Genomic DNA, 17,535 nt, shown 5'->3' with positions numbered 1-17,535 from the left:
AGCATGGGACTGTCCTGGCTCGACCATGCCGACACCTTACGAGGTGTCGGAGACACGTAAACCGCAATGCTGAGACAAACGCGAAACATCACAGCTCCCCGATGTCGAACAGTGATTCGTACAGGTCCACCCCGGCCTCTACCAACTCGGGTGTCATGCCTGATTTGGCGAACTCCAGGACCATGCCGACGTCCACTGGTTCATGGTCGGCCAGCGCGCCCAGAGTCACATACAAGAGTGCGGTGACGGCATCCATGTTTCGGACGCTACCCCCGTTCCTGCTGGAGCAGGGCTAAGTAATCACTAAGGGCCGCAACATATCTGTGTGTGCGCTATTACCGAAACATGTTGGTGTCCTATTACATGACAATGCCCCCGGTCAGAAACCGGGGGCATTGCTGCAATTGTTGCCGGGTCTACCGCAAGGATAACAACGGCTACCCGTATCTACCCCACAGCTTGCATGTGGGGAGAGTCTTTACCGTGCTCTCTCGCGGTATCGGTTGAGCACCTGGGTTTCGCTGAGCGTCCAGCCCTGGAAGTTGTTGCCGTACTGGACCGATAGCGATCCCATCGCGTCCCGTTCGACGTTGGTCGGGTTGACCAGTAGCCGCAACACCGCTGTCTGAATGACAGATTCGATGTCGTCGGCAATGCCGTCGTCAGTGAAGCCGATACCCCGGGTGTAGCTCTTGGCCCGGGAGGTCACCACCGATACGGCGGCATTGGCCTGGTCGGCGGTGAACGTCAGACCCGACAGGGCGGAGAGGGTTTCAGCGGTGATCGGCATTAGGCCGCGTCATAGAGACGGACCACACCAGCCGGATTGGGGAATCCGAAGCTGATTCGGGCCGTTGCACGGACCTGCACCGCGTCATAGTCGAAAGCGGCATCGAACGAACGGGTCACGGTGGTGCCGGTTCGCTGCACGATGAGGATCTGACTGGCGTCCACGCCCCAGGCGTTACCGGCTGCCACGTCGGTGGACACCAGAACGTTCACACCGGCCAGGGTGGTCCCGTCACCCACGGCGTCGAACAGGCCGACGTTCAGGGTGTCGCCCTGCTTGGCCTTGGCCAGGGTCAGAGCTACATCGGGGGCCAGGATGAAATGGGTGAGGGTTGCGCCATCGGCCAGGGCGTCCGCCTTGGCCTGGTGGAACGGGTCCAGTGAGTCCAGCGCAATGGTGCCGGTGTCTACGACGTTCACACCCGCGAGGGAAAGCAGTCCGCTCGGGCCGTTGGTCACGGTGTTGCCGAAGAATGCCGCGTCGATCTTCTTTGCAATCGACCGGGCCAGGCCACGGCCCACCTGATCGGCAACAGCCGGGTTGCTGTCTTCTGCTGCCTCGGTGGAGATTTGAGTGAGACCCTTTACCGCCTTGGGGGTGACAACCAGCTCGGTGGTGGTCGGGTCGGTGAGACTGATCTGAGTGTTTTCCGCATACCACCCGACCGCCGGGTCGGCGGTCATCATCGGGAAACGGATGCTCTCATTGGTGGTGGTCACGAGAGTGCCAGCCTGGAAAGCGATTGATTTTTCGGCGATTACGGTGTCGATCAGTTGGCCGTAGCCGTCAGGAGTCCAAGCGGTCGATAGACCGCTTCCTAGAATTGCCATCGGTTGAAATGCCTTGCAAGTGAGCGTGTATCAGGGACGCTCGACGCCATCAGGGCGGAGCAGCCACGCCACCGGGACGTCTATTAGCTACCCTAATTTTACCACCCGTCTAGCTGAACAGACCCGAAAAGTCTTTCGGTACTGCACTTTCAGACCGAACGCCCTGCCCTACGTCACCCGATGGCCTGCGGGCAAGGTGAGGCTTGGACTCGATGAGTGCCGTGATGGCATCGGCCAGGGCGTCCCCGTCAAGATGTTCATCGGCATAGGTGAGGTCTGTTGGATCGGCCAGCCGACCGTCCAGGTTCACCAGGGCATCGTGCAGCCGGTGGCGCAGGTCGTCGGCACCCTTGGCCCGGTCGCGGTACTTGGCCGATTCCTGCCGTAGGGACTCGACATACTCGCGTGAAAACGTCTCCCCGGTGTCGTCCACCTCGGCAACGTCTTCCGGTGTCTCTACGTCGTCCTGTTCGGTGCTTTCAACGGTGTCTACGGTGTTCTCGGTCATGTCTTCTTTCGCGTTCGTACGGGTTTGGGTTGGGTGTCGGAGACGACCAGGCGTTGCACACAGCGACAGTTGAAATGTCTTGGCATTCGGTGCTGTGGGGGCCAGACGCGGCCACCCCGTTCCCAGCGTCGACAGATCCGGCAGGCGTCGGACTCAATCTGTCGGGTCCACCCCAGGTATCCGCCCCTACCCCGTTTCTTGCCGGTCAGGGATTCCTGCACTCCCCCCTGGGCGGTGTGCAGCACCTCGGCCACGGCCAGCCGTTCGGCTCGGGCCAGCGGGTCAGGATCGGCCAGGATGGTTCTGGCCGCTTTCATCAGGCGGTCGCTGTCATCGGTGGGTAGCAATCCCTTGGCCGGTACAGCCCGACCGCTCACATGCTCTAGTTGGCGTTGGGTGAATGCCTCGGCCAGGGCCAGCGCTTGTGCATTGCCCCGCTGCACGATGGCGGCCAGGTTGGCGGCACGGGTGGCCCTGGTGACGTTGCGCCGGTTAGCGGCCCGCCTGGCGGCCCGTGCGGTGCCGTCTGCCAGTTTCTCTAGCTGCGCTTGGTAGGTGTCCGCGAGGTCAGGCAATCTCGTCCCCGGTGTCTACCCCGATACCGATGCCGTCCAAGGTGTCGGCACGACGTGCGGCCCGAATCTGCTGGATCTCATCATCGGAGTAACCGAGCTTGGCCAGGGCGTAGGACACCGGCAAAATGCCGGCCCGGACCAGCTTCACCACCGCGTCGGATTCCTGTGCCACCGAACGGGTTGCCGCGTCGGCCCACTGCACTCTCATTGGCAGGTTGGTTGTGTCGGCTGCGGTGGATACCGCGAGCAGTAGCCGGGCTACCTGCTCCCAGGCACGCCCGAAAACCAATTGCTTGGACTCGGCCCTTGCCGTCAGGGATGCCTCACTGGCCCGCAAGGCGTCGGCGCTGGTGGGCTGTGAGGTCAGCACGCCCAGGTAGTGCGACGGCAGGGCGGAGACGGCCTGGATCTGTGACACCAGGACCCGTACGGCGGTTTCAAACCCGGCTAGCTGGCTCTCGGTGAAACTGCCGAACTTGGTTTCGGGATTCTCTGCGATGGCCCAGGCGGTAGCGGACTCATCGAACGGGGACACCGTGTCTATGACCGGTTGGCCGTCCTCAAGCACCGGGTTACCGGCCTGATCTACTACAGGTTTCTCGATCAGCTCCACACCAGTGACCCAGCGCCGACCGAAACCGGCAGCATGGGACGCAATTACCATGTCTAGGGTGACCTTCACCAATGCGTCGGTGAGGTCTCGCAGATCGTCAATTTCGCTGCGTCCGTTGTCGAACGGGACCAGCGGGACAACGCCTAGGGTGTGCTCGATAACCTCGATCAGGTGGTATCCACCGATAGCAGAGTTAGGTGTGTCGGCCCGCCAATGCTCCACCCGGTCAGGCAGATACACATATGCCTCGGTGGTGTGCTTGGTGGAGAACCGTTTGACGCCCGCGACCACGGAACGGTCCGCCGGGTCACGAATTACCCCGCACTCGAACGGGGATTCCACGGTGGCCGTTGGCTTGCCATCCTTGGACCACACCAGCACGAAACTCTGGCGGTAGGTCAGGGCATCGGCGTGGACCTGGGAGGCTAGTTGGTCTAGATCGTTGGCCACGAACGTATCCCAGGCTCGGGTGTCGCTGAAACCGGTCACCCGTAGGCGTTCGGTCAGGCTGGACACGGCCAGGGCGGGGACGTTGATAGACATCCGGCACAGCCGGTTGTCCAGGGCTTTACAGGACTCTGCCGACAGGAATGCCAAGGGTTGGGCACCGGTGGCGTAGCGTCTCAGGACGCCACGGTGGCCTAGGTGAGAGTCCAGGTCTGCGAGCAGATCGTGCAATAGTTCTGATGTCATCGGGTGAGTACTCGAAACCGTTTCTTTTGCTTGCCAGCAAGCCAAGTGGCGCGGCTAACGGCCATCACCAGGGCTGCGGCTAGATCAATGCGGGGGGCGTTGCGGCTGCGGCTGGCCTTGCCCAGCTTCAGACCGCCGTTCGGTGTGTCCACGACAGTCGCGGCTAGAACGTGCTCTCGGAGGTCCGCGCCCCCGCTGTGCGTCATGCGCTGATTGACAATGGCCGAATGCAGATCGGTGGTCATCGCTGTGAGTCGGCTGGCACTCTGTGGGATCTCCATTACCGGGATTCCCTCGGCTGCCAGCACTTGCAGGGTGCGGGTCCAGCGGTGCGGGTCGGCGGCTACCTCCAGGACGTTCCACCGTTGGCGGGCGTCCCGAATGGCCTGTTCGACCTCCAGCACATCAATCCTGTTGTCTGGACCGTCTTCTGGCTTGAACAGGCGGTAGGTGGCTACGTGCGGGGTGGCGTCTACGGTCGCCACGACCAGGGCGGTGCAGTCGCGGCTGTGGCTGCCGTCCAGGCCGATCACCACGTTTGCGCCATCGGGGACCTGTTCACCGGTGGCAATCGCGTCCCAGGTGTCAGCGGTGACGAACGGGTTTTCGTTATCGGTCACCCATTGGACCAGACGCACCCGGCGAAAGTGGCTTTCACTCATCTTGGGCGGCTGTAGCGCGGCCAGGGCGTCCCGATACAGGAAGTCATCAAGTGCCGGGTTGGCCAGCTTCCAACAGTGCTCGCAGTCGGTCGCGTGGGATTCAAACCCGGCTGCGCTGATCTCCACGTACACCTGGGATATGTCGTCAGGGCGGTTGAGAGCGTGGTCACGGAACTGTGCCAGCACGTTGTCTGGTCGCGGCCCTGGCGTTCCCAGTACCAGAACTGTTGATTCCCTTTGCTTTCCGCTGGCCAGGGCTACCACCTCATAGGCCTCGGGCAGGACGCGGCCACCCTCGTCCACAATGCACAGCGTCGGGTCCCGACCCTCAAGAGCTGCCGGTGTCCCGGGTAGGCAAGTCATCTCCGACTCAGTCCCAGGCACCACCAGGTGGTCCTTATAGGCGGTTACCCGGCACTCAAGTTCGGGATTGCGGGCGATGAACTTGGCCGCCATGCTGAAAATAATTCCGGCCTGCCGTTCGTCCACTGCGATAACATCCACGGTCACCCCGCGACCAGTCATTAACACCCAAACAGCCAATGCCGCTGCAAGGCTTGACTTTCCGTTTCCGCGAGGCATTGCCACCCCGGCCAACCGGGGACGCGGCAGCGGGTCGAACACCTGGGACACAATGTCTAGCTGCCAGTCGCGTGGATCCATCGGAGTGCCATCGCCGAATCTCAAGTATTTGCAGGCAAATTCGTTGAAATGCACGCTTGGTCGACCACTTGCGTTAAACGCTAGTGGCTCAAGCACTCTCGGCTGTTTCGGTCCGCGTTTCGTCGGTAAGTTTCCTTTGACGTTCTAGCCGCAGCTAACTAGTTCAGCTACTTATGCTGAGGCCTGAGTCGGCAGATAATTCGGCTCTGCGCATTCGCTGCGCTTGTGGGGGCCGGGATGGGGGCCTAGCATCCCCACCCCAAATACGTTGTACTGCATGATGTTTCGCGTATCCCGCCATAGCTTGACGACCGGCGCTAGCTCGACTCACGTCGGCTCACAAGACCATGCCATCAAGCACTGCTATCCCAGCAAACACCTATCCGAGCTGCTGGTAGTCGGGTGCATACGGTCGGGTGACATCTGCACCACGTGCTGGTCCGAGCTGCATGTTGTGGGCATGGCAGACCACCATGCAATCCTCAAGTCGCACAACGAGTCCCGATCTCATGCGGTCGTGGGCACGCGGGCTGTGATCCAGCTCTAGACCACCTTGGCATCCACCGAGATGTGCGAAACTGCAATGCTTTTGGATACGCAATGCTTGGCAGCGCAGCCGTCGCCATTGTGGGCCGTACGTTCTGTCACCCTTGGGCCTGCGATACGTTCCATAGCTTGGACACTTGGGGGCAACACACTCGGAGCACCGGGTGTCCATCGTGGACTCACCGCAGTTGATGCACGGACGGGGTACACCAGCGGTCAAACCACGGCCTCGATCTGCACTGCGTAGTAGCCGAAGCTGTGGCCGGTGGCCGGGTGCTCTATGTCGTGCATCCGCTCACCAACTACGCGATAGGTGTTGCCATTCACTGTGATTCGGTCACGGTCATCCAGCTTGATCGCAGCGTCTCGCGGTGCCCAGACAATGGTGACCAGCTCGGTCGTCTCGGCCCAGCTACTACTGGTCGGTGTGGTCCTGGTGGGCTGAAGAATGCAGTGGTCGATGGTGCCGACCAGCGTCTCCGACTCGGCATCGCCGTGTCTGTCTCTCGCGGCGCGGTACACCGTAACGGTGTGGCCTCCGGTAATGCGCAACGGTCACGCTTTCGTCAGGGGCAGGTGGTTCACACGGATGCTTGGGTATGCCAGCCGGATACGGTTGGCCGCGAAGTAGTCCGCTGTGATGATGGTGTCCACCTGGTAGGCACGGCACCGCATTGCATCAGGACAGATCACCGGCCAGCCTCCGACGTAATAGTGCTGTGCTTTGTGGTCGGGCGTCACGGGTCCTGTCAGGGTGCCGGTGGTAGTCACGTAGTCGAACGGGTCCCGGTCCAGTGCGACCAGTGCTCGGTGCAGATCGTCGGCGCTGCGGTAGTACGCGATGCCGCACAGGCACGGGGGTGACGGTGGCTGGTGGTCCCGGTCGCATGTCGCCACCAGCTGGCCATCAGGGGCCAGGATGTCACCGGCAATCGGGGAGGAAAGCGTGCCGTCGTCGTGCAGCTCCCAGTACCGATAGCCGATTCCGCCTGGAACCGGCTGAATCTCAGCCACTTTTTCGGCGTCCGTGGGTGATTGCCTAGGCAAGGCGGTTTCAGTCCCTCTGTGTCCTGCTGCCGGAAGTGTCTGCACCTACCAGTAGCCCGAGCGCAGCGGCCCGAGCCTGGTCCGGTGTCAGCCGAAAGCGGAGGATGCCGAAACGGTCGTCCTCAATGGCAAAAAACACCGGCTCACCCGGTGCTGACTCGGTGGCGCTGTCCACCACGTTCTCAAAGCGGTAGCCGACACCGAGCGGTTCACCGTTCGCGTAATTCTCAAGCCTGGTCATTCGTCAGCCTCCCGGCAGGCATCGCACAACGGTTGCCCACCGGCATACCGGCCACACTCGGTGCACGCCAGCGACAACGGGCAGGACATCAGACGGGTGTTCATGCTGCCGTCGTGAGCCCGGTGAGCCTGCGCACGAGCATGTCTCGTGCCTGATCCGCCAGCCCTGCCCGTTTCCACCACTGAGCCGCGATACGGGCGCTGTGGGACGCGAGTAGGAATGCCTCGGCACCGACTCGGGCGTCCGCCTGGATCATCCAGGACAGGAACGCTGTCTCGTCTTCCGTCTCCGCGAGATGGGCGAGTACCAGCCTGGTCGCCAGGACCTCGGTGGCGTCCACATCGTATTGAATCTGCATGAAATTCCTCGCAATAAAGATTTTGACGCGAAGAAGAGAGATGGTCTTGAAACTCTTCTACACACCATTATATGCGCTGATTGCGTTTTTCCTCGGCGGCATCAAAATGGATACTCAGCCTCTTCGAGGTCCAAGGGTGCAGCCTCCACCCGTTTCCGTTCATGGCACTGGCAGAACACTTTTGGTTGTGGTGGTCCCGCGTGAAGATGACAGAACTCATCTGTTTCTCTTCTCGCGTCCCATTCTTGTTGTTTTTCTTGTTGTTCTTCTTGGATAGTTTTCTTTGTTGCCCCATTTTGGGACATATCAGCTGCCCCATTTTGGTACAACCCCATGTCCGTTTTTAGTACAACCCCTTGTCCGCTTTCGGGGCATGACTTGTCCACTATTGGGACAAGGTCGGAGTGCTCATCTTCGGTGAGTTTCCGCGCCGGGTGTGCGTAGTACTCGCGGGTTGTCTTACCCGTGGACCGAATCGCAATCCATCGCTTTCGGTCTAGCTCCGCCAGTGCACGCCCGACTGACTTTCGGTCCATCCCCAGGGCCTCCGCGATAGATACCGCAGACAGTTCCCACCCGCCCACGTGGGACCACACGTATAGGGCTACCGACCGGGCACCCGAACTCAGGTCCCCGTCGCGGGCCAGCCCGTGAGGTACCGGCGTGTAATAGTCGATGGGCTTGTCACCGATCCAATAGACCGGATTCCGGTGTGGGACGGTCACTGTCCGCCCCTGGCCGTCTCCGCCTTGCGAGACTCGCGCCAGCTCTGAACATCGGCAGGGTCATACACAATGCGCTTGCGGCCCAGCCGATAGCACCGGGGGCCCTCGGGCGGAGACAGGTGCCGCCAGTACCGCAGCGTTGCGGCAGGGATGCCCAACAGGGCTGAGACCTCTTCAGTGGTCAGTGGTTTTTCCAACGTGGAATCCTCCTTTTCTTTAAGCGTCCCCCCTGTTTTGGCGGATTCCGTTGGGTGCAGCGTGTGAACGTTGGGACACTCTGACGTGGCCAGTCCGTGCCCAACGGTTTTTTGGCGGTACAGTACTGCGGTATGAGTGTCAAACGGAACGCCCGAGCTGGGATTGACGACCGCTGGACCAAGCGCGTCAAGGGTGACGACGGAGTCATGCGCACCGAGAAGTCAGCCCTACATGGTCGCGGCAAGCGCTGGCGGGTCAGGTGGGTGGACTCCACCGGCCAGGAACACACCAAGGTCTACGAACGCAAGCCCGACGCCCAGGCGTTCCTGAACACCCTGACCGCACAGGTAGTGCGGGGTGAGTATGTGGACCCCAAGAAGGCGGGGGAAACATTCGGGTCTGTGGCAGAGGATTGGTTCACCACGAAAGCACACCGGAAGCCGAAGACTCTCGCGGGCTACCGGGGTCTATTGGACACCCTGATACTCCCCCGGTGGGGACAGGTGCCGCTGAAAAACATTGACCCCCAATCGTTATTGAAGTGGATTGGCAGCCTGTCGGTGGACGGATCCCAGGATGACAAGCCACTATCAGCCAGCCGGATACGGCAGGCCCACCAGCTCATGCACGCCGTACTCAAGTACGCCCAGCGGTCGGGCATGGTGGCGAAAAACGTTGCGGCAGAGATTGAACGAAAGTACGACATGCCGACCGAGGGGGAACGGCAACAGCACGCCCTTACCCATTCCCAGCTCCTCGGGCTGGTCTCCCACATGGAAAAGTACGCACTCCTAACCCTGGTGCTCGGGTACACCGGCATCCGGTTCGGGGAGGCGGTCGCACTCCGCCGAGAGAACGTCAAAGGCGGAAAGCTGATCGTGGCGGAGTCGGGTACCCGGGTGACCGGCCAGGGTGTCGTGGTTACCAAAACCAAGACCGGCAAGACCCGCGAGGTGGTCGTACCTCCCCCGGTGTGGAAAGAGCTGGAGCCTGCCCTACCCGCCCAACCGTGGGCGCTGGTGTTCCCCAGTGAGGGGCGGGCGTCAAAAGAACACGACGGGTACCTGACCAACCACGGGTACCGGCACTATTTCGACAAGGCCGTGCAGGCAATGCAGGCGGAGGCCACAGCGGCCCGTGCGCGAGAGATTGCGGAGACGGGCACCGCGACCACCCCAGAGTTCCCAACGTGCACACCACACGATCTCAGGCATACGTGCGCGTCCCTGCTGATCTCCACCGGGGCCAACGTCAAGGTGATTCAACGGCAGCTCGGCCACGCCACAGCGGCGATGACCCTGGAGCGCTACGGGCACCTGTATGACGCTGATCTGACCAGCGCGGCGAACGCCCTTGGGGAGGCCATACAGGCCACTACTGCGGTACCACTGCGGTACATCGGGGGCATGAAAAAAGTCAGGGCCAGTTAGAAACTGGCCCTGACTAGGGTGGCAGATGCAGGATTCGAACCTGCGTAGGCGTAAGCCGACGGATTTACAGTCCGCTCCCATTGGCCGCTCGGGCAATCTGCCTGGTTCGCCCCGCCCCGTTTCCGGTTTGGTGCGACTAGCAGGGTACAACGAGGACATACCCAAGTTACAAACCGGCAGGACATCTGCGATGAGGGCCACACCCTGCCGGTGTCGCGGGCGGGCGGTTGCGCGGGCGCAAATGCAGTAGGGAAATACCTATATCCGGATGTTGCGCAGGCGTTATTTTGTGCCGGCCAGAGTCATCTTCAGGGAACGAGGCCCGACATGCGACAGACCACCGCCCGATTCGACGGCAGGCGCACGAGTATGCCGCTCGCTGCGGCGTTGACCTCAGGTGCACTGCTCGCCGGCCTGGCGTATTCGGGCCCGTCGGCGAATGCCTCCTGCATATCCGCGTTCGGGCTCAGCAGCAGCGCGGACTGCTCCAGCGGGCTGACCGACGTCGCGATCGCCATCGGTGACGGTGCCACCGCGTCGGCGTACGGGTGGTTCACCGGGGCGTTCGCGATCGGCGATGGTGCCTCGGCCCTGGTCCCCGCCGAGTTACTGAGCCTCAACTCCCTCAGCGGGGCGCTGGCCGTCGGTGAAGGTGCGACCTCGACGGCGCGCGGCATCCTCACGTTCGCCTACGCGAACGGCTACCAGGCGTACGCCCGTTCCGCCGGGCTGACGTCGCTGGCGGTGACCGACGGCGCCCAGGGGCATTCCGTGACCAGTGGAGTCGCCAACGTCGCCATCAATCGCGGCGACCATGCCGACTACAACTGGGCCCAGGCCTTCGGAGTCGGCAACCTCGCGGTCAACCTCGGCGGTGACGGACGCGTCGTCGCCGGCTTCGACGTCGACAGCTTCGCCTCCGTGGCGTTCAACACCTCGGGCACCAATACCATCAAGACTCAAGGCGGTCCGTTCGCGATCGCCGGTACTGTCGATCAGGACGGTGTCACGGTGAGCCAGACCGGCCCGGGGATCAACATCGTCAAGGGTGCCACCGCTTTGCTGAGGCAGGCCGTCACCGACGATCCGAGGCCGGTGGAGCCGAAGTCAACGAAGCCCGCCCGAGCGTCGAACCTGGCTTCCAGGCCGCAGCGGACCTCGTCCACACTGCGGTCCCTGGTCAAGAAACAGCTGTCGAAGCGGTTGGACGGCACGTCAGGCCCGGCCCGTGTTCGGGCGGCGCACCGCATGAAGGGACTGAAGTCGGCAGAGGATTCCGCCTAGCCGCGACAACCCGGGGTGTGGTGTGGTCAGCCGGGTACGACGAGGATGTACCTAAGCTACAAGCCGGCAGCATTCACCGAGGGAAGAGGAGGGGCGTCCAATGGCGGATTCCAGCTTCGACGTCGTCAGCAAGGTCGACCGTCAGGAGGTCGACAACGCGCTCAACCAGGCCGCCAAGGAACTGTCCACCCGCTTCGACTTCCGCGGCACCGACACCACGATCGCCTGGAAGGGCGAGGAGTCCATCGAGCTGGTCAGCTCCACCGAGGAGCGGGTCAAGGCCGCGGTCGACGTGTTCAAGGAGAAATTGGTCCGCCGCGACATCTCGATGAAGGCCTTCGACGCCGGAGACCCGCAGCCCAGCGGCAAGACCTATCGGGTGACCGGCGACATCAAACAGGGCATCACCAGCGAGCAGGCGAAGAAGATCACCAAGATCATCCGCGACGAGGGCCCCAAGGGTGTCAAGGCGCAGATCCAGGGCGACGAGATCCGGGTGAGCTCCAAGAAGCGTGACGACCTGCAGGCCGTCATCTCCTTGCTGAAGGGCTCCGACCTGGACGTGGCGTTGCAGTTCGTCAACTACCGCTGAGCCGTGCCGAGCGTGCGTGAAATGTCGGCCGTGAGCGGCGTGCCGGGCAACAAACACGCACGCTCGCGGTGCACAGGGAGCGGGACGCCCTCGCTCACGCGCTGGTTTCGGCCGCCGTCACCGTGTAACGGCTGGGCCGGTGAGCCAGCCCGTAGTGCCCGCGCAGCGTCGTCGCGGTGTAGTCAGTCCGGAACAGTCCGCGCCGCTGCAGGATCGGCACCACCTGCTCGACGAAGTCTTCCAGGCCGCCGGGCAGATAGGGCGGCATGATGTTGAAGCCGTCGGCCGCGCCCTCGGTGAACCACAGCTCAAGGTTGTCGGCGACCTGCTCGGCGGTACCGGCGAAGGTCCGGTGCCCGCGACCGCCACCGAGTTTGGCGATGAGCTGGCGCACGCTCAGCGACTCGCTGCTGGCCAGATCCTTCACGAGTTGGTAGCGGCTCTTGTTGCCCTGGATCTGCTCGATGGGCGGCAAGGCAGGCAACGGTGCGTCGAGCGCGTGCGCGGTCAGATCCACCCCGAGCATCTGCGACAGCTGACGCAGCGAGTACTCGGGTGAGATCAGGTCGGTGAACTGCTTTTCCAGCTCGAGCGCCGCTTCCTCGGTGGGGCCGATGAACGGCACGATGCCGGGCAGGATCTTCACCTCGTCGGCGCTGCGGCCGAACTTGACCGCCCGGGATTTCACGTCGCGGTAGAAGGCCTTGCCGTCGGCCACCGAGCGCTGGGCGGTGAAGATGGCCTCGGCGTAGCGCGCGGCGAAATCCTTGCCGGACTCCGAGGACCCGGCCTGCACGAGCAGCGGACGGCCCTGCACCGAGCGCGGGGTGTTCAGCGGGCCGCGGACCGTGAAGTGCTCGCCGGCGTGGTCGACGCGATGCACGCGGTCCGGGTCGGCGAAGATGCCGGTGGACTCATCCAGCACCAGGGCATCGTCTTCCCAGCTGTCCCACAAGGCCATTGCCACGTTGACGAATTCGGCGGCGCGCCGGTACCGCCCGGCGTGGTCGGGAATCCCGTCGACGCCGAAGTTGGCTGCCTCGTCCTCGCCCGCCGAGGTGACGATGTTCCACCCGGCCCGGCCACCGCTGATGTGATCCAGTGAGGCGAAGCTGCGGGCCAGGGTGTAGGGCTCGATGTAGCCGGTGGTGGCGGTGGCGATCAGGCCGACGTGTTCGGTGACCACGGCCATCGCGGTCAACAGGGTGATCGGTTCGAAGATCGCCTGCGTATTGTGCTTCACCCGCGGCCCCACCGCCAGCCCGTCGGCGAAGAATACCGAATCGAGCCTGCCGCGCTCGGCAAGCTGGGCCAGACGCTGGAAGTGCTTGACATCGGTCAGGTTTCGCACATCGGTGCGCTCATGCCGCCACGCTGCTTCGTGGTGGCCGACACCCATCAAGAATGCGTTGAGATGCAGTTGGCGTGGCAATGGTTCCCTTTCCTAGGTGGTGGCGCGCCAGCCCGACAAGCGCCCCTCGATGGCCACCACGATGCCGTTGAAGATGACGCCCACCAGGGCGATGGTGACGATGCCGGCGTACATGTTGGGGATCTGGAAGTTGAGTTGGGATGCGGTGATCAGGTAACCCAGACCGGCTTTGGCACCGACCATCTCGGCGGCGATCAACACGAGGATGGAGGAGGCCGCCGCCATCCGCAGGCCCGTGAAGATGGTGGGCACCGCCGCGGGCAAGATCACCTTCTGGAACAACCGCACCGGCGAAAGACCCAGAGAGCGCGCCGATTTGATCAGCAGAGCGTCCACCGTCCGGACGCCCGAGATCGTGTTGAGCAGGATCGGGAACGACGCGGCATAGATCACCAGCGCCACCTTGGAGGTCTCCCCGATCCCCAGGACCAGGATGAACACCGGCAGCAACGCGAGCGCCGCGGTGTTGCGGAACAGCTCCAGGATGGGGTTGAGGAACTCCGCGACCGGCCGGTACCAGGCGATCGCCACGCCCAGCGGGATGCTGACCACGATCGCCACGGCCAAACCGGTCAGGGCCCGTGACAGGCTGGCCGAAACATGCTCGGCCAGTTGACCGTTGCCCAGCAGCGTGAACCAGGCGTCGACGACCTCGGAGAACGGGGGCAGGAAGACCTTGTCCACCAGCCCGACCCGCGGTGCCACCTCCCACAGCGCCAGGAACGCGGCGACGACCACCGTCGGACGCAGCAGACGCCACGCGATGGTGTGCAGCCGTCGGCCGCGGTGTTCGGGCTGGGACGCGGCCGCAGCCTCGGCCGGAATTTCCACGGGAGACTCGACGCGGGCGACCACGGTGGCGCTAGACATGTTGGACCTCCTCGGACCGGGCGCGTTCCACCTCGTCGTGCAACAGCGACCAGATGTGGTGGCGTTGCTCCCGGAATCCCTCACTGGAGCGGATGTCGTCGGTGCTGCGGTCGATGTCGACGTCGACGATCTTCTTGATCCGGCCCGGCCGCGACGTCAGCACCGCGACCCGCTGACCGAGATACAGCGCTTCGTCGATGCCGTGGGTGATGAACAGGATGGTCTTGCCGGTGGCCTGCCAGATCCTCAGCAGCTCGTCCTGCAGGGATTCGCGCGTCTGGGCATCCAGCGCGGCGAACGGCTCGTCCATGAGCAACACCTCGGGATCGAACGCGAGGCTGCGGGCGATCGCGACGCGCTGCTTCATCCCACCGGACAATTCGTGCGGATAGCGATCGGCGAAGCCCTGCAGCCCCACCAGTTCCAGGTACTCCCCGGCCAGCCGGCGCCGCTCGGCCGAGGGCAGACCTTTTGCCTCCAGACCGAATTCGATGTTCTTGCGGGCGGTGCGCCAGGGCAGCAACGCGTACTGCTGAAAGACGATTCCTCGATCCAGCCCGGGCCCGGTGACCGGCTTGCGGTCGAGCAGGATCTCCCCCGATGTCGGCTGGGTCAGCCCGCCGAGCAGGTCCAGCAGCGTCGACTTGCCGCAGCCACTCGGGCCGACCAGTACCAGGAACTCCCCTGCCGCCAGGTCGATGCTGATGTCCTGAAGTGCCGTGAAACTGGTCTTCTCACCGCGGATCGCGAACTGCTTGGTCACATTGCGCAAGCGCAGCTTCGGTTGCGCGCTCATTTCTGCGCCAGCGCTTTCCCGTCAGGGCCGCTGCCGTCGGGATAGGTTCCGTTGGCATACGGATTGAGATCGTTGGTGTAGAGGTCCTTGGCCTTCAACTGCCCTTCTTTGAGTTCACCGTTGCGCACGAGCCAGTCGATCCAGGTCTGCAGTTCACGGTCGGCGATCACCGCACCGGGCACCGGAACCCCTGAGCTGCGCCAGTATTCGATGGCCTTGGTGTCCTCATTGCGATGGCGCTTGTTGATGATCTCGCGGAACTTCGCCACCACCTCGTCCCGCGGCGTCACCTGCGTCCAGCGGACGGCCCGCGCGGTGCCCTGGACGAAATCGGCCACCGCATCCCGATTCTTGGCCAGGAAATCGTCACGAACCACATAGGTGCCGTAGCTGAACGCACCGAACAACGACTTGTCGGTGAACAGCGGCCGGATGCCGCCACGCTCCAGCGCGGACTCCCGGTAGATCTCGTTGAGCGCCGCGACGTCGATCTGCCCCTCCCGCAATGCCTGCTCGGTGTTGACCGGCGGCACCACCGTGAGCGTCACGGTCTTGATCTCGTCCTGGGTCAACCCCTCCTTGGCCAGCCACTCGCGGGTCAGGAACTCATGGTGGGCGCCGAGGGTGTTCATCCCGACCTTCTTGCCGATCAGATCCCGCGCCGAGCGGATCGGGCTGTTCTCCAGCACGTAGTAGCCGGTGTACTCCTCCTCGTCGGCGCCATAGGAACTGAGCACCGAGGTGATCGGCGCGCCCGCGGCGTTGAGCTTGACCACGGCACCGTTGAACGCCGAACCGAAATCGATGTCACCGGTGGCCACCGACTGGATATCCTGCGGACCACTGGTGGTGTCGCCCACCCAATCGAGTTTGACGTTCTTGAAGTAGCCGAGTTCCTCGGCCAGCTCGTGGAATTCGACCTCGCCCGTCCACCCCTGGTAGCGCAGCACGGTCTTGCCGTCTTCGGTGCGCGCCGAGTCGGCGGACGAGCCACACGCGGTCAGTACCACCACGAGTGCACTGAGCATCGCGAGTACCGAACTGAATAGGCGCATGGCCGTCATCCCCCATGGAGTCGCACTGATTGATGCGGCTCATGGTGGCAACAAACTGCGGCCCGGTAACCCTTTAGCCTCGCGAAGAATCGAAAGGGCCAGGCCCGGCGGTCAGGCCCCGCCGAACTGCGGCTGCAGCACCGGGGCCAGCGCCGAGAGCGGAATGTGCGCCTGCACGGTGCCGCCATCCATCGACCACTGCATCCTGCCCGGGGCGAAATCGATCGGGCTGTCGCGTCCGACCGGGTAGTCCGGCATGTAGAGGATCAGCTCGTCGGGCGTCAGCGCCCACGCCTTGTACCCACCCGAGTACACCTTGTCCGGGGTCCAGCGGTCCGGGGTGAAGGGATAGGTACCGGGCTGGTGTGGCGGCGGCGCGGCATCGAGTGCGGCCACGATGAACGGATCACCCAGGCGCGGGATCTCGGCCCGGTGATCGACGCCCGGTTTGAACAGGTCGGCCAGCTGCAACTGCCGCCCGCCGGCGAACGTGAAGGTGCGGTAGGCGTCGCTGACGATGGGGGCGTTCGGGTGTGAGAGGGCGTCGGTACCGACCGTGCCCGAATACATCTCGTGGAAGACGGCCGTCATGGCGCCGCCATGCTGAAAGATCTCGAACTGCTCCTCGCCGAAGCTGTCGGCGGCCATCTTCTGGGCGGCGTTGCGCCAGTTGTTCATCAGGTTGGTCAGATACTCGCGGATGACGGGGTTCTCCACCAGATCGCCGGGCAGTGCCATCTTGATGTTGCGCACCGCCTTCCGGTCCGAGACCACCGACGTGTTGCAGGACTGCCCATCCCACTGCCCGGCCAGTTCGTCGCAGAACGTCGCCGCCGAGGCCGCGGCCGGCGGGGCGGTCGTGACGGCCACCAGAGAGCCGGCCACCAGGGCCGCCGCACCGATCAGGTTGCGCAACATGTCAGAACCTCAGGCGAGTTCCACTTTGCTTGCCCGCCATTGTCCGTCGACCTTCTCCATCGTCATCTTGATGCGGCTGCGGTCGATCCGCGGATCGGGCACCGTGCTGTTGGTCACCGACTGGTCGACGAACAGCAGCACCACGACCTTGTTCTTGTCGGCCGACTGCACCGCCGACTGCACCACCACACCATGCGCCGAGGCCTTGTTGTCGATGAGCAACTGGCGCAGCTGCATGCTGGACTGCGAATACATGTCCTTGAACTCACCGGTCGCACCGGCCAGCACCTGGTTGAAGTTCTCGTCGACCTTGTTGGAATCTATGCTCGTCAACACCTGGGCGTAGGCCACCGCGGCTTCCTGGGCCTGCTGACCGGCCTTCGCCACCTGCTGGTTCTGCCATACCTTCCAGCCCAGAAAACCCGAAAGTGCCAACGAGGCAACGAACACCGTTGCCAATGCGCCGACGAGCACCCGGCGGCGCCAGTTGCGCGTCGCGCCCTGCGCCTCGGGCTCAGCTTCTACCTCGGTCTCGTCGTCGGACTTCGTCTGGACCTCAGCTTCCACCTCGGTCTCGTCGTCGGCCGCAGGCTCGACCACATCATCGGCCGTCTCTTCGATACCGATTGCGTCGTCGACGGTTTCGGCCTGCTCGTCCTCGGTCTGCTTGTCAGCTGTCACGGTCACCGTCATCTCCTTTGGGTGAGGT

Annotated in this window: 22 protein-coding genes and 1 tRNA gene; 4 read left to right on the top strand and 19 right to left on the bottom strand. The window is 63.4% G+C overall.

The window, feature by feature from the left end:
* Positions 1 to 88 precede the first annotated feature (88 nt).
* The 11 genes from BN2156_RS30760 to BN2156_RS24300 form a co-directional block, all read right to left on the bottom strand.
* Entirely contained in the window at positions 89 to 256 is a 168-nt protein-coding gene (locus BN2156_RS30760; protein WP_159402867.1) for a hypothetical protein, read from the bottom strand.
* 222 nt (positions 257 to 478) lie between these two features.
* Positions 479 to 790, bottom strand: a complete 312-nt coding sequence (locus BN2156_RS24345) for a hypothetical protein (RefSeq protein ID WP_090517386.1) — start codon at positions 788 to 790, stop codon at positions 479 to 481.
* Complete coding sequence (locus BN2156_RS24340; protein ID WP_090517385.1) at positions 790 to 1,620, bottom strand: phage major capsid protein; 831 nt, start codon at positions 1,618 to 1,620, stop codon at positions 790 to 792. Before BN2156_RS24340 ends, BN2156_RS24345 begins: the two co-directional genes overlap by 1 nt.
* 109 nt (positions 1,621 to 1,729) lie before the next feature.
* A complete protein-coding gene (locus BN2156_RS24335; protein WP_090517384.1) occupies positions 1,730 to 2,128 on the bottom strand; it encodes a hypothetical protein in 399 nt (132 codons plus the stop codon).
* Complete coding sequence (locus tag BN2156_RS24330; RefSeq protein WP_090517383.1) at positions 2,125 to 2,703, bottom strand: hypothetical protein; 579 nt, start codon at positions 2,701 to 2,703, stop codon at positions 2,125 to 2,127. The genes BN2156_RS24335 and BN2156_RS24330 overlap by 4 nt, the downstream gene beginning before the upstream one ends.
* On the bottom strand, positions 2,696 to 4,009 hold the full coding sequence (locus BN2156_RS24325; RefSeq protein ID WP_090517382.1) for a phage portal protein: 1,314 nt from the start codon (positions 4,007 to 4,009) through the stop codon (positions 2,696 to 2,698). Before BN2156_RS24325 ends, BN2156_RS24330 begins: the two co-directional genes overlap by 8 nt.
* Positions 4,006 to 5,388 carry a terminase large subunit domain-containing protein gene (locus BN2156_RS24320; RefSeq protein ID WP_131725202.1) on the bottom strand — a complete coding sequence of 461 codons (1,383 nt, stop codon included), beginning with the start codon at positions 5,386 to 5,388 and terminating at the stop codon, positions 4,006 to 4,008. The genes BN2156_RS24325 and BN2156_RS24320 overlap by 4 nt, the downstream gene beginning before the upstream one ends.
* Positions 5,389 to 6,096: 708 nt before the next feature.
* Complete coding sequence (locus BN2156_RS24315; protein ID WP_090517380.1) at positions 6,097 to 6,402, bottom strand: hypothetical protein; 306 nt, start codon at positions 6,400 to 6,402, stop codon at positions 6,097 to 6,099.
* 33 nt (positions 6,403 to 6,435) lie between these two features.
* Positions 6,436 to 6,894, bottom strand: coding sequence for a hypothetical protein (locus tag BN2156_RS24310; protein ID WP_090517379.1), 459 nt, complete (start codon positions 6,892 to 6,894; stop codon positions 6,436 to 6,438).
* Between the two features lie 40 nt (positions 6,895 to 6,934).
* The gene (locus BN2156_RS24305; RefSeq protein ID WP_090517378.1) at positions 6,935 to 7,168 is read right to left on the bottom strand and encodes a hypothetical protein; all 234 of its coding nucleotides are present in this window, start codon (positions 7,166 to 7,168) and stop codon (positions 6,935 to 6,937) included.
* 100 nt (positions 7,169 to 7,268) lie between these two features.
* Complete coding sequence (locus tag BN2156_RS24300; RefSeq protein ID WP_090517377.1) at positions 7,269 to 7,526, bottom strand: hypothetical protein; 258 nt, start codon at positions 7,524 to 7,526, stop codon at positions 7,269 to 7,271.
* Here BN2156_RS24300 and BN2156_RS30610 point away from each other — a divergent pair.
* Positions 7,525 to 7,803: a hypothetical protein gene (locus tag BN2156_RS30610; RefSeq protein WP_131725201.1), complete on the top strand. Its 279-nt coding sequence runs from the start codon at positions 7,525 to 7,527 to the stop codon at positions 7,801 to 7,803. The genes BN2156_RS24300 and BN2156_RS30610 overlap by 2 nt on opposite strands.
* Before the next feature lie 444 nt (positions 7,804 to 8,247).
* Here the strand turns inward: BN2156_RS30610 and BN2156_RS24295 are convergent, their stop codons facing one another.
* Positions 8,248 to 8,448 (bottom strand): helix-turn-helix transcriptional regulator, encoded by a 201-nt coding sequence (locus BN2156_RS24295; protein ID WP_090517376.1) that lies wholly within the window; start codon positions 8,446 to 8,448, stop codon positions 8,248 to 8,250.
* A gap of 132 nt (positions 8,449 to 8,580) precedes the next feature.
* Here BN2156_RS24295 and BN2156_RS24290 point away from each other — a divergent pair, with 132 nt between their 5' ends.
* On the top strand, positions 8,581 to 9,879 hold the full coding sequence (locus BN2156_RS24290) for a tyrosine-type recombinase/integrase (RefSeq protein WP_090517375.1): 1,299 nt from the start codon (positions 8,581 to 8,583) through the stop codon (positions 9,877 to 9,879).
* A 19-nt stretch (positions 9,880 to 9,898) separates the two neighbouring features.
* Here the strand turns inward: BN2156_RS24290 and BN2156_RS24285 are convergent.
* Positions 9,899 to 9,981: transfer RNA gene (locus tag BN2156_RS24285), tRNA-Tyr, on the bottom strand.
* Between the two features lie 225 nt (positions 9,982 to 10,206).
* Between BN2156_RS24285 and BN2156_RS24280 the strand changes: the two genes are divergently transcribed.
* Both BN2156_RS24280 and BN2156_RS24275 read left to right on the top strand, forming a co-directional pair.
* Entirely contained in the window at positions 10,207 to 11,163 is a 957-nt protein-coding gene (locus BN2156_RS24280) for a hypothetical protein (protein ID WP_131725200.1), read from the top strand.
* Positions 11,164 to 11,263: 100 nt separating this feature from the next.
* Positions 11,264 to 11,755, top strand: a complete 492-nt coding sequence (locus BN2156_RS24275) for a YajQ family cyclic di-GMP-binding protein (protein WP_090517373.1) — start codon at positions 11,264 to 11,266, stop codon at positions 11,753 to 11,755.
* 94 nt (positions 11,756 to 11,849) lie between these two features.
* Here the strand turns inward: BN2156_RS24275 and BN2156_RS24270 are convergent, their stop codons facing one another.
* From BN2156_RS24270 to BN2156_RS24245, 6 genes are all read right to left on the bottom strand, one after another.
* Positions 11,850 to 13,187 carry an LLM class flavin-dependent oxidoreductase gene (locus BN2156_RS24270; RefSeq protein ID WP_264035480.1) on the bottom strand — a complete coding sequence of 446 codons (1,338 nt, stop codon included), beginning with the start codon at positions 13,185 to 13,187 and terminating at the stop codon, positions 11,850 to 11,852.
* 12 nt (positions 13,188 to 13,199) lie between these two features.
* The gene (locus tag BN2156_RS24265; RefSeq protein ID WP_162490921.1) at positions 13,200 to 14,057 is read right to left on the bottom strand and encodes an ABC transporter permease; all 858 of its coding nucleotides are present in this window, start codon (positions 14,055 to 14,057) and stop codon (positions 13,200 to 13,202) included.
* On the bottom strand, positions 14,050 to 14,853 hold the full coding sequence (locus BN2156_RS24260) for an ABC transporter ATP-binding protein (protein ID WP_090517371.1): 804 nt from the start codon (positions 14,851 to 14,853) through the stop codon (positions 14,050 to 14,052). The genes BN2156_RS24265 and BN2156_RS24260 overlap by 8 nt, the downstream gene beginning before the upstream one ends.
* Entirely contained in the window at positions 14,850 to 15,881 is a 1,032-nt protein-coding gene (locus BN2156_RS24255) for an ABC transporter substrate-binding protein (RefSeq protein WP_407661747.1), read from the bottom strand. Before BN2156_RS24255 ends, BN2156_RS24260 begins: the two co-directional genes overlap by 4 nt.
* 138 nt (positions 15,882 to 16,019) lie before the next feature.
* Complete coding sequence (locus BN2156_RS24250; protein WP_090517370.1) at positions 16,020 to 16,826, bottom strand: RsiV family protein; 807 nt, start codon at positions 16,824 to 16,826, stop codon at positions 16,020 to 16,022.
* Between the two features lie 9 nt (positions 16,827 to 16,835).
* Positions 16,836 to 17,519, bottom strand: a complete 684-nt coding sequence (locus BN2156_RS24245) for an Rv1363c family protein (protein WP_090517369.1) — start codon at positions 17,517 to 17,519, stop codon at positions 16,836 to 16,838.
* Between the last annotated feature and the right edge of the window lie 16 nt (positions 17,520 to 17,535).

Origin of the sequence: Mycolicibacterium neworleansense (genome assembly GCF_001245615.1) — a bacterium.
In the GTDB taxonomy this organism is placed as follows: Bacteria; Actinomycetota; Actinomycetes; order Mycobacteriales; family Mycobacteriaceae; genus Mycobacterium; species Mycobacterium neworleansense.
Note: the sequence above shows the minus strand (reverse complement) of the source record. Positions and strands in the feature narration are given on the sequence as shown.

Coding starts and splice junctions, on each gene's coding strand:
- BN2156_RS24345 (WP_090517386.1), bottom strand. CDS start 790: ATGCCGATCACCGCTGAAACCCTCTCCGCCCTGTCGGGTCTGACGTTC.
- BN2156_RS24250 (WP_090517370.1), bottom strand. CDS start 16,826: ATGTTGCGCAACCTGATCGGTGCGGCGGCCCTGGTGGCCGGCTCTCTG.
- BN2156_RS24340 (WP_090517385.1), bottom strand. CDS start 1,620: ATGGCAATTCTAGGAAGCGGTCTATCGACCGCTTGGACTCCTGACGGC.
- BN2156_RS24280 (WP_131725200.1), top strand. CDS start 10,207: ATGCGACAGACCACCGCCCGATTCGACGGCAGGCGCACGAGTATGCCG.
- BN2156_RS24245 (WP_090517369.1), bottom strand. CDS start 17,519: ATGACGGTGACCGTGACAGCTGACAAGCAGACCGAGGACGAGCAGGCC.
- BN2156_RS24335 (WP_090517384.1), bottom strand. CDS start 2,128: ATGACCGAGAACACCGTAGACACCGTTGAAAGCACCGAACAGGACGAC.
- BN2156_RS24290 (WP_090517375.1), top strand. CDS start 8,581: ATGAGTGTCAAACGGAACGCCCGAGCTGGGATTGACGACCGCTGGACC.
- BN2156_RS24255 (WP_407661747.1), bottom strand. CDS start 15,881: ATGCTCAGTGCACTCGTGGTGGTACTGACCGCGTGTGGCTCGTCCGCC.
- BN2156_RS24265 (WP_162490921.1), bottom strand. CDS start 14,057: ATGTCTAGCGCCACCGTGGTCGCCCGCGTCGAGTCTCCCGTGGAAATT.
- BN2156_RS24260 (WP_090517371.1), bottom strand. CDS start 14,853: ATGAGCGCGCAACCGAAGCTGCGCTTGCGCAATGTGACCAAGCAGTTC.
- BN2156_RS24275 (WP_090517373.1), top strand. CDS start 11,264: ATGGCGGATTCCAGCTTCGACGTCGTCAGCAAGGTCGACCGTCAGGAG.
- BN2156_RS30610 (WP_131725201.1), top strand. CDS start 7,525: ATGAAATTCCTCGCAATAAAGATTTTGACGCGAAGAAGAGAGATGGTC.
- BN2156_RS24300 (WP_090517377.1), bottom strand. CDS start 7,526: ATGCAGATTCAATACGATGTGGACGCCACCGAGGTCCTGGCGACCAGG.
- BN2156_RS24325 (WP_090517382.1), bottom strand. CDS start 4,009: ATGACATCAGAACTATTGCACGATCTGCTCGCAGACCTGGACTCTCAC.
- BN2156_RS24305 (WP_090517378.1), bottom strand. CDS start 7,168: ATGACCAGGCTTGAGAATTACGCGAACGGTGAACCGCTCGGTGTCGGC.
- BN2156_RS30760 (WP_159402867.1), bottom strand. CDS start 256: ATGGATGCCGTCACCGCACTCTTGTATGTGACTCTGGGCGCGCTGGCC.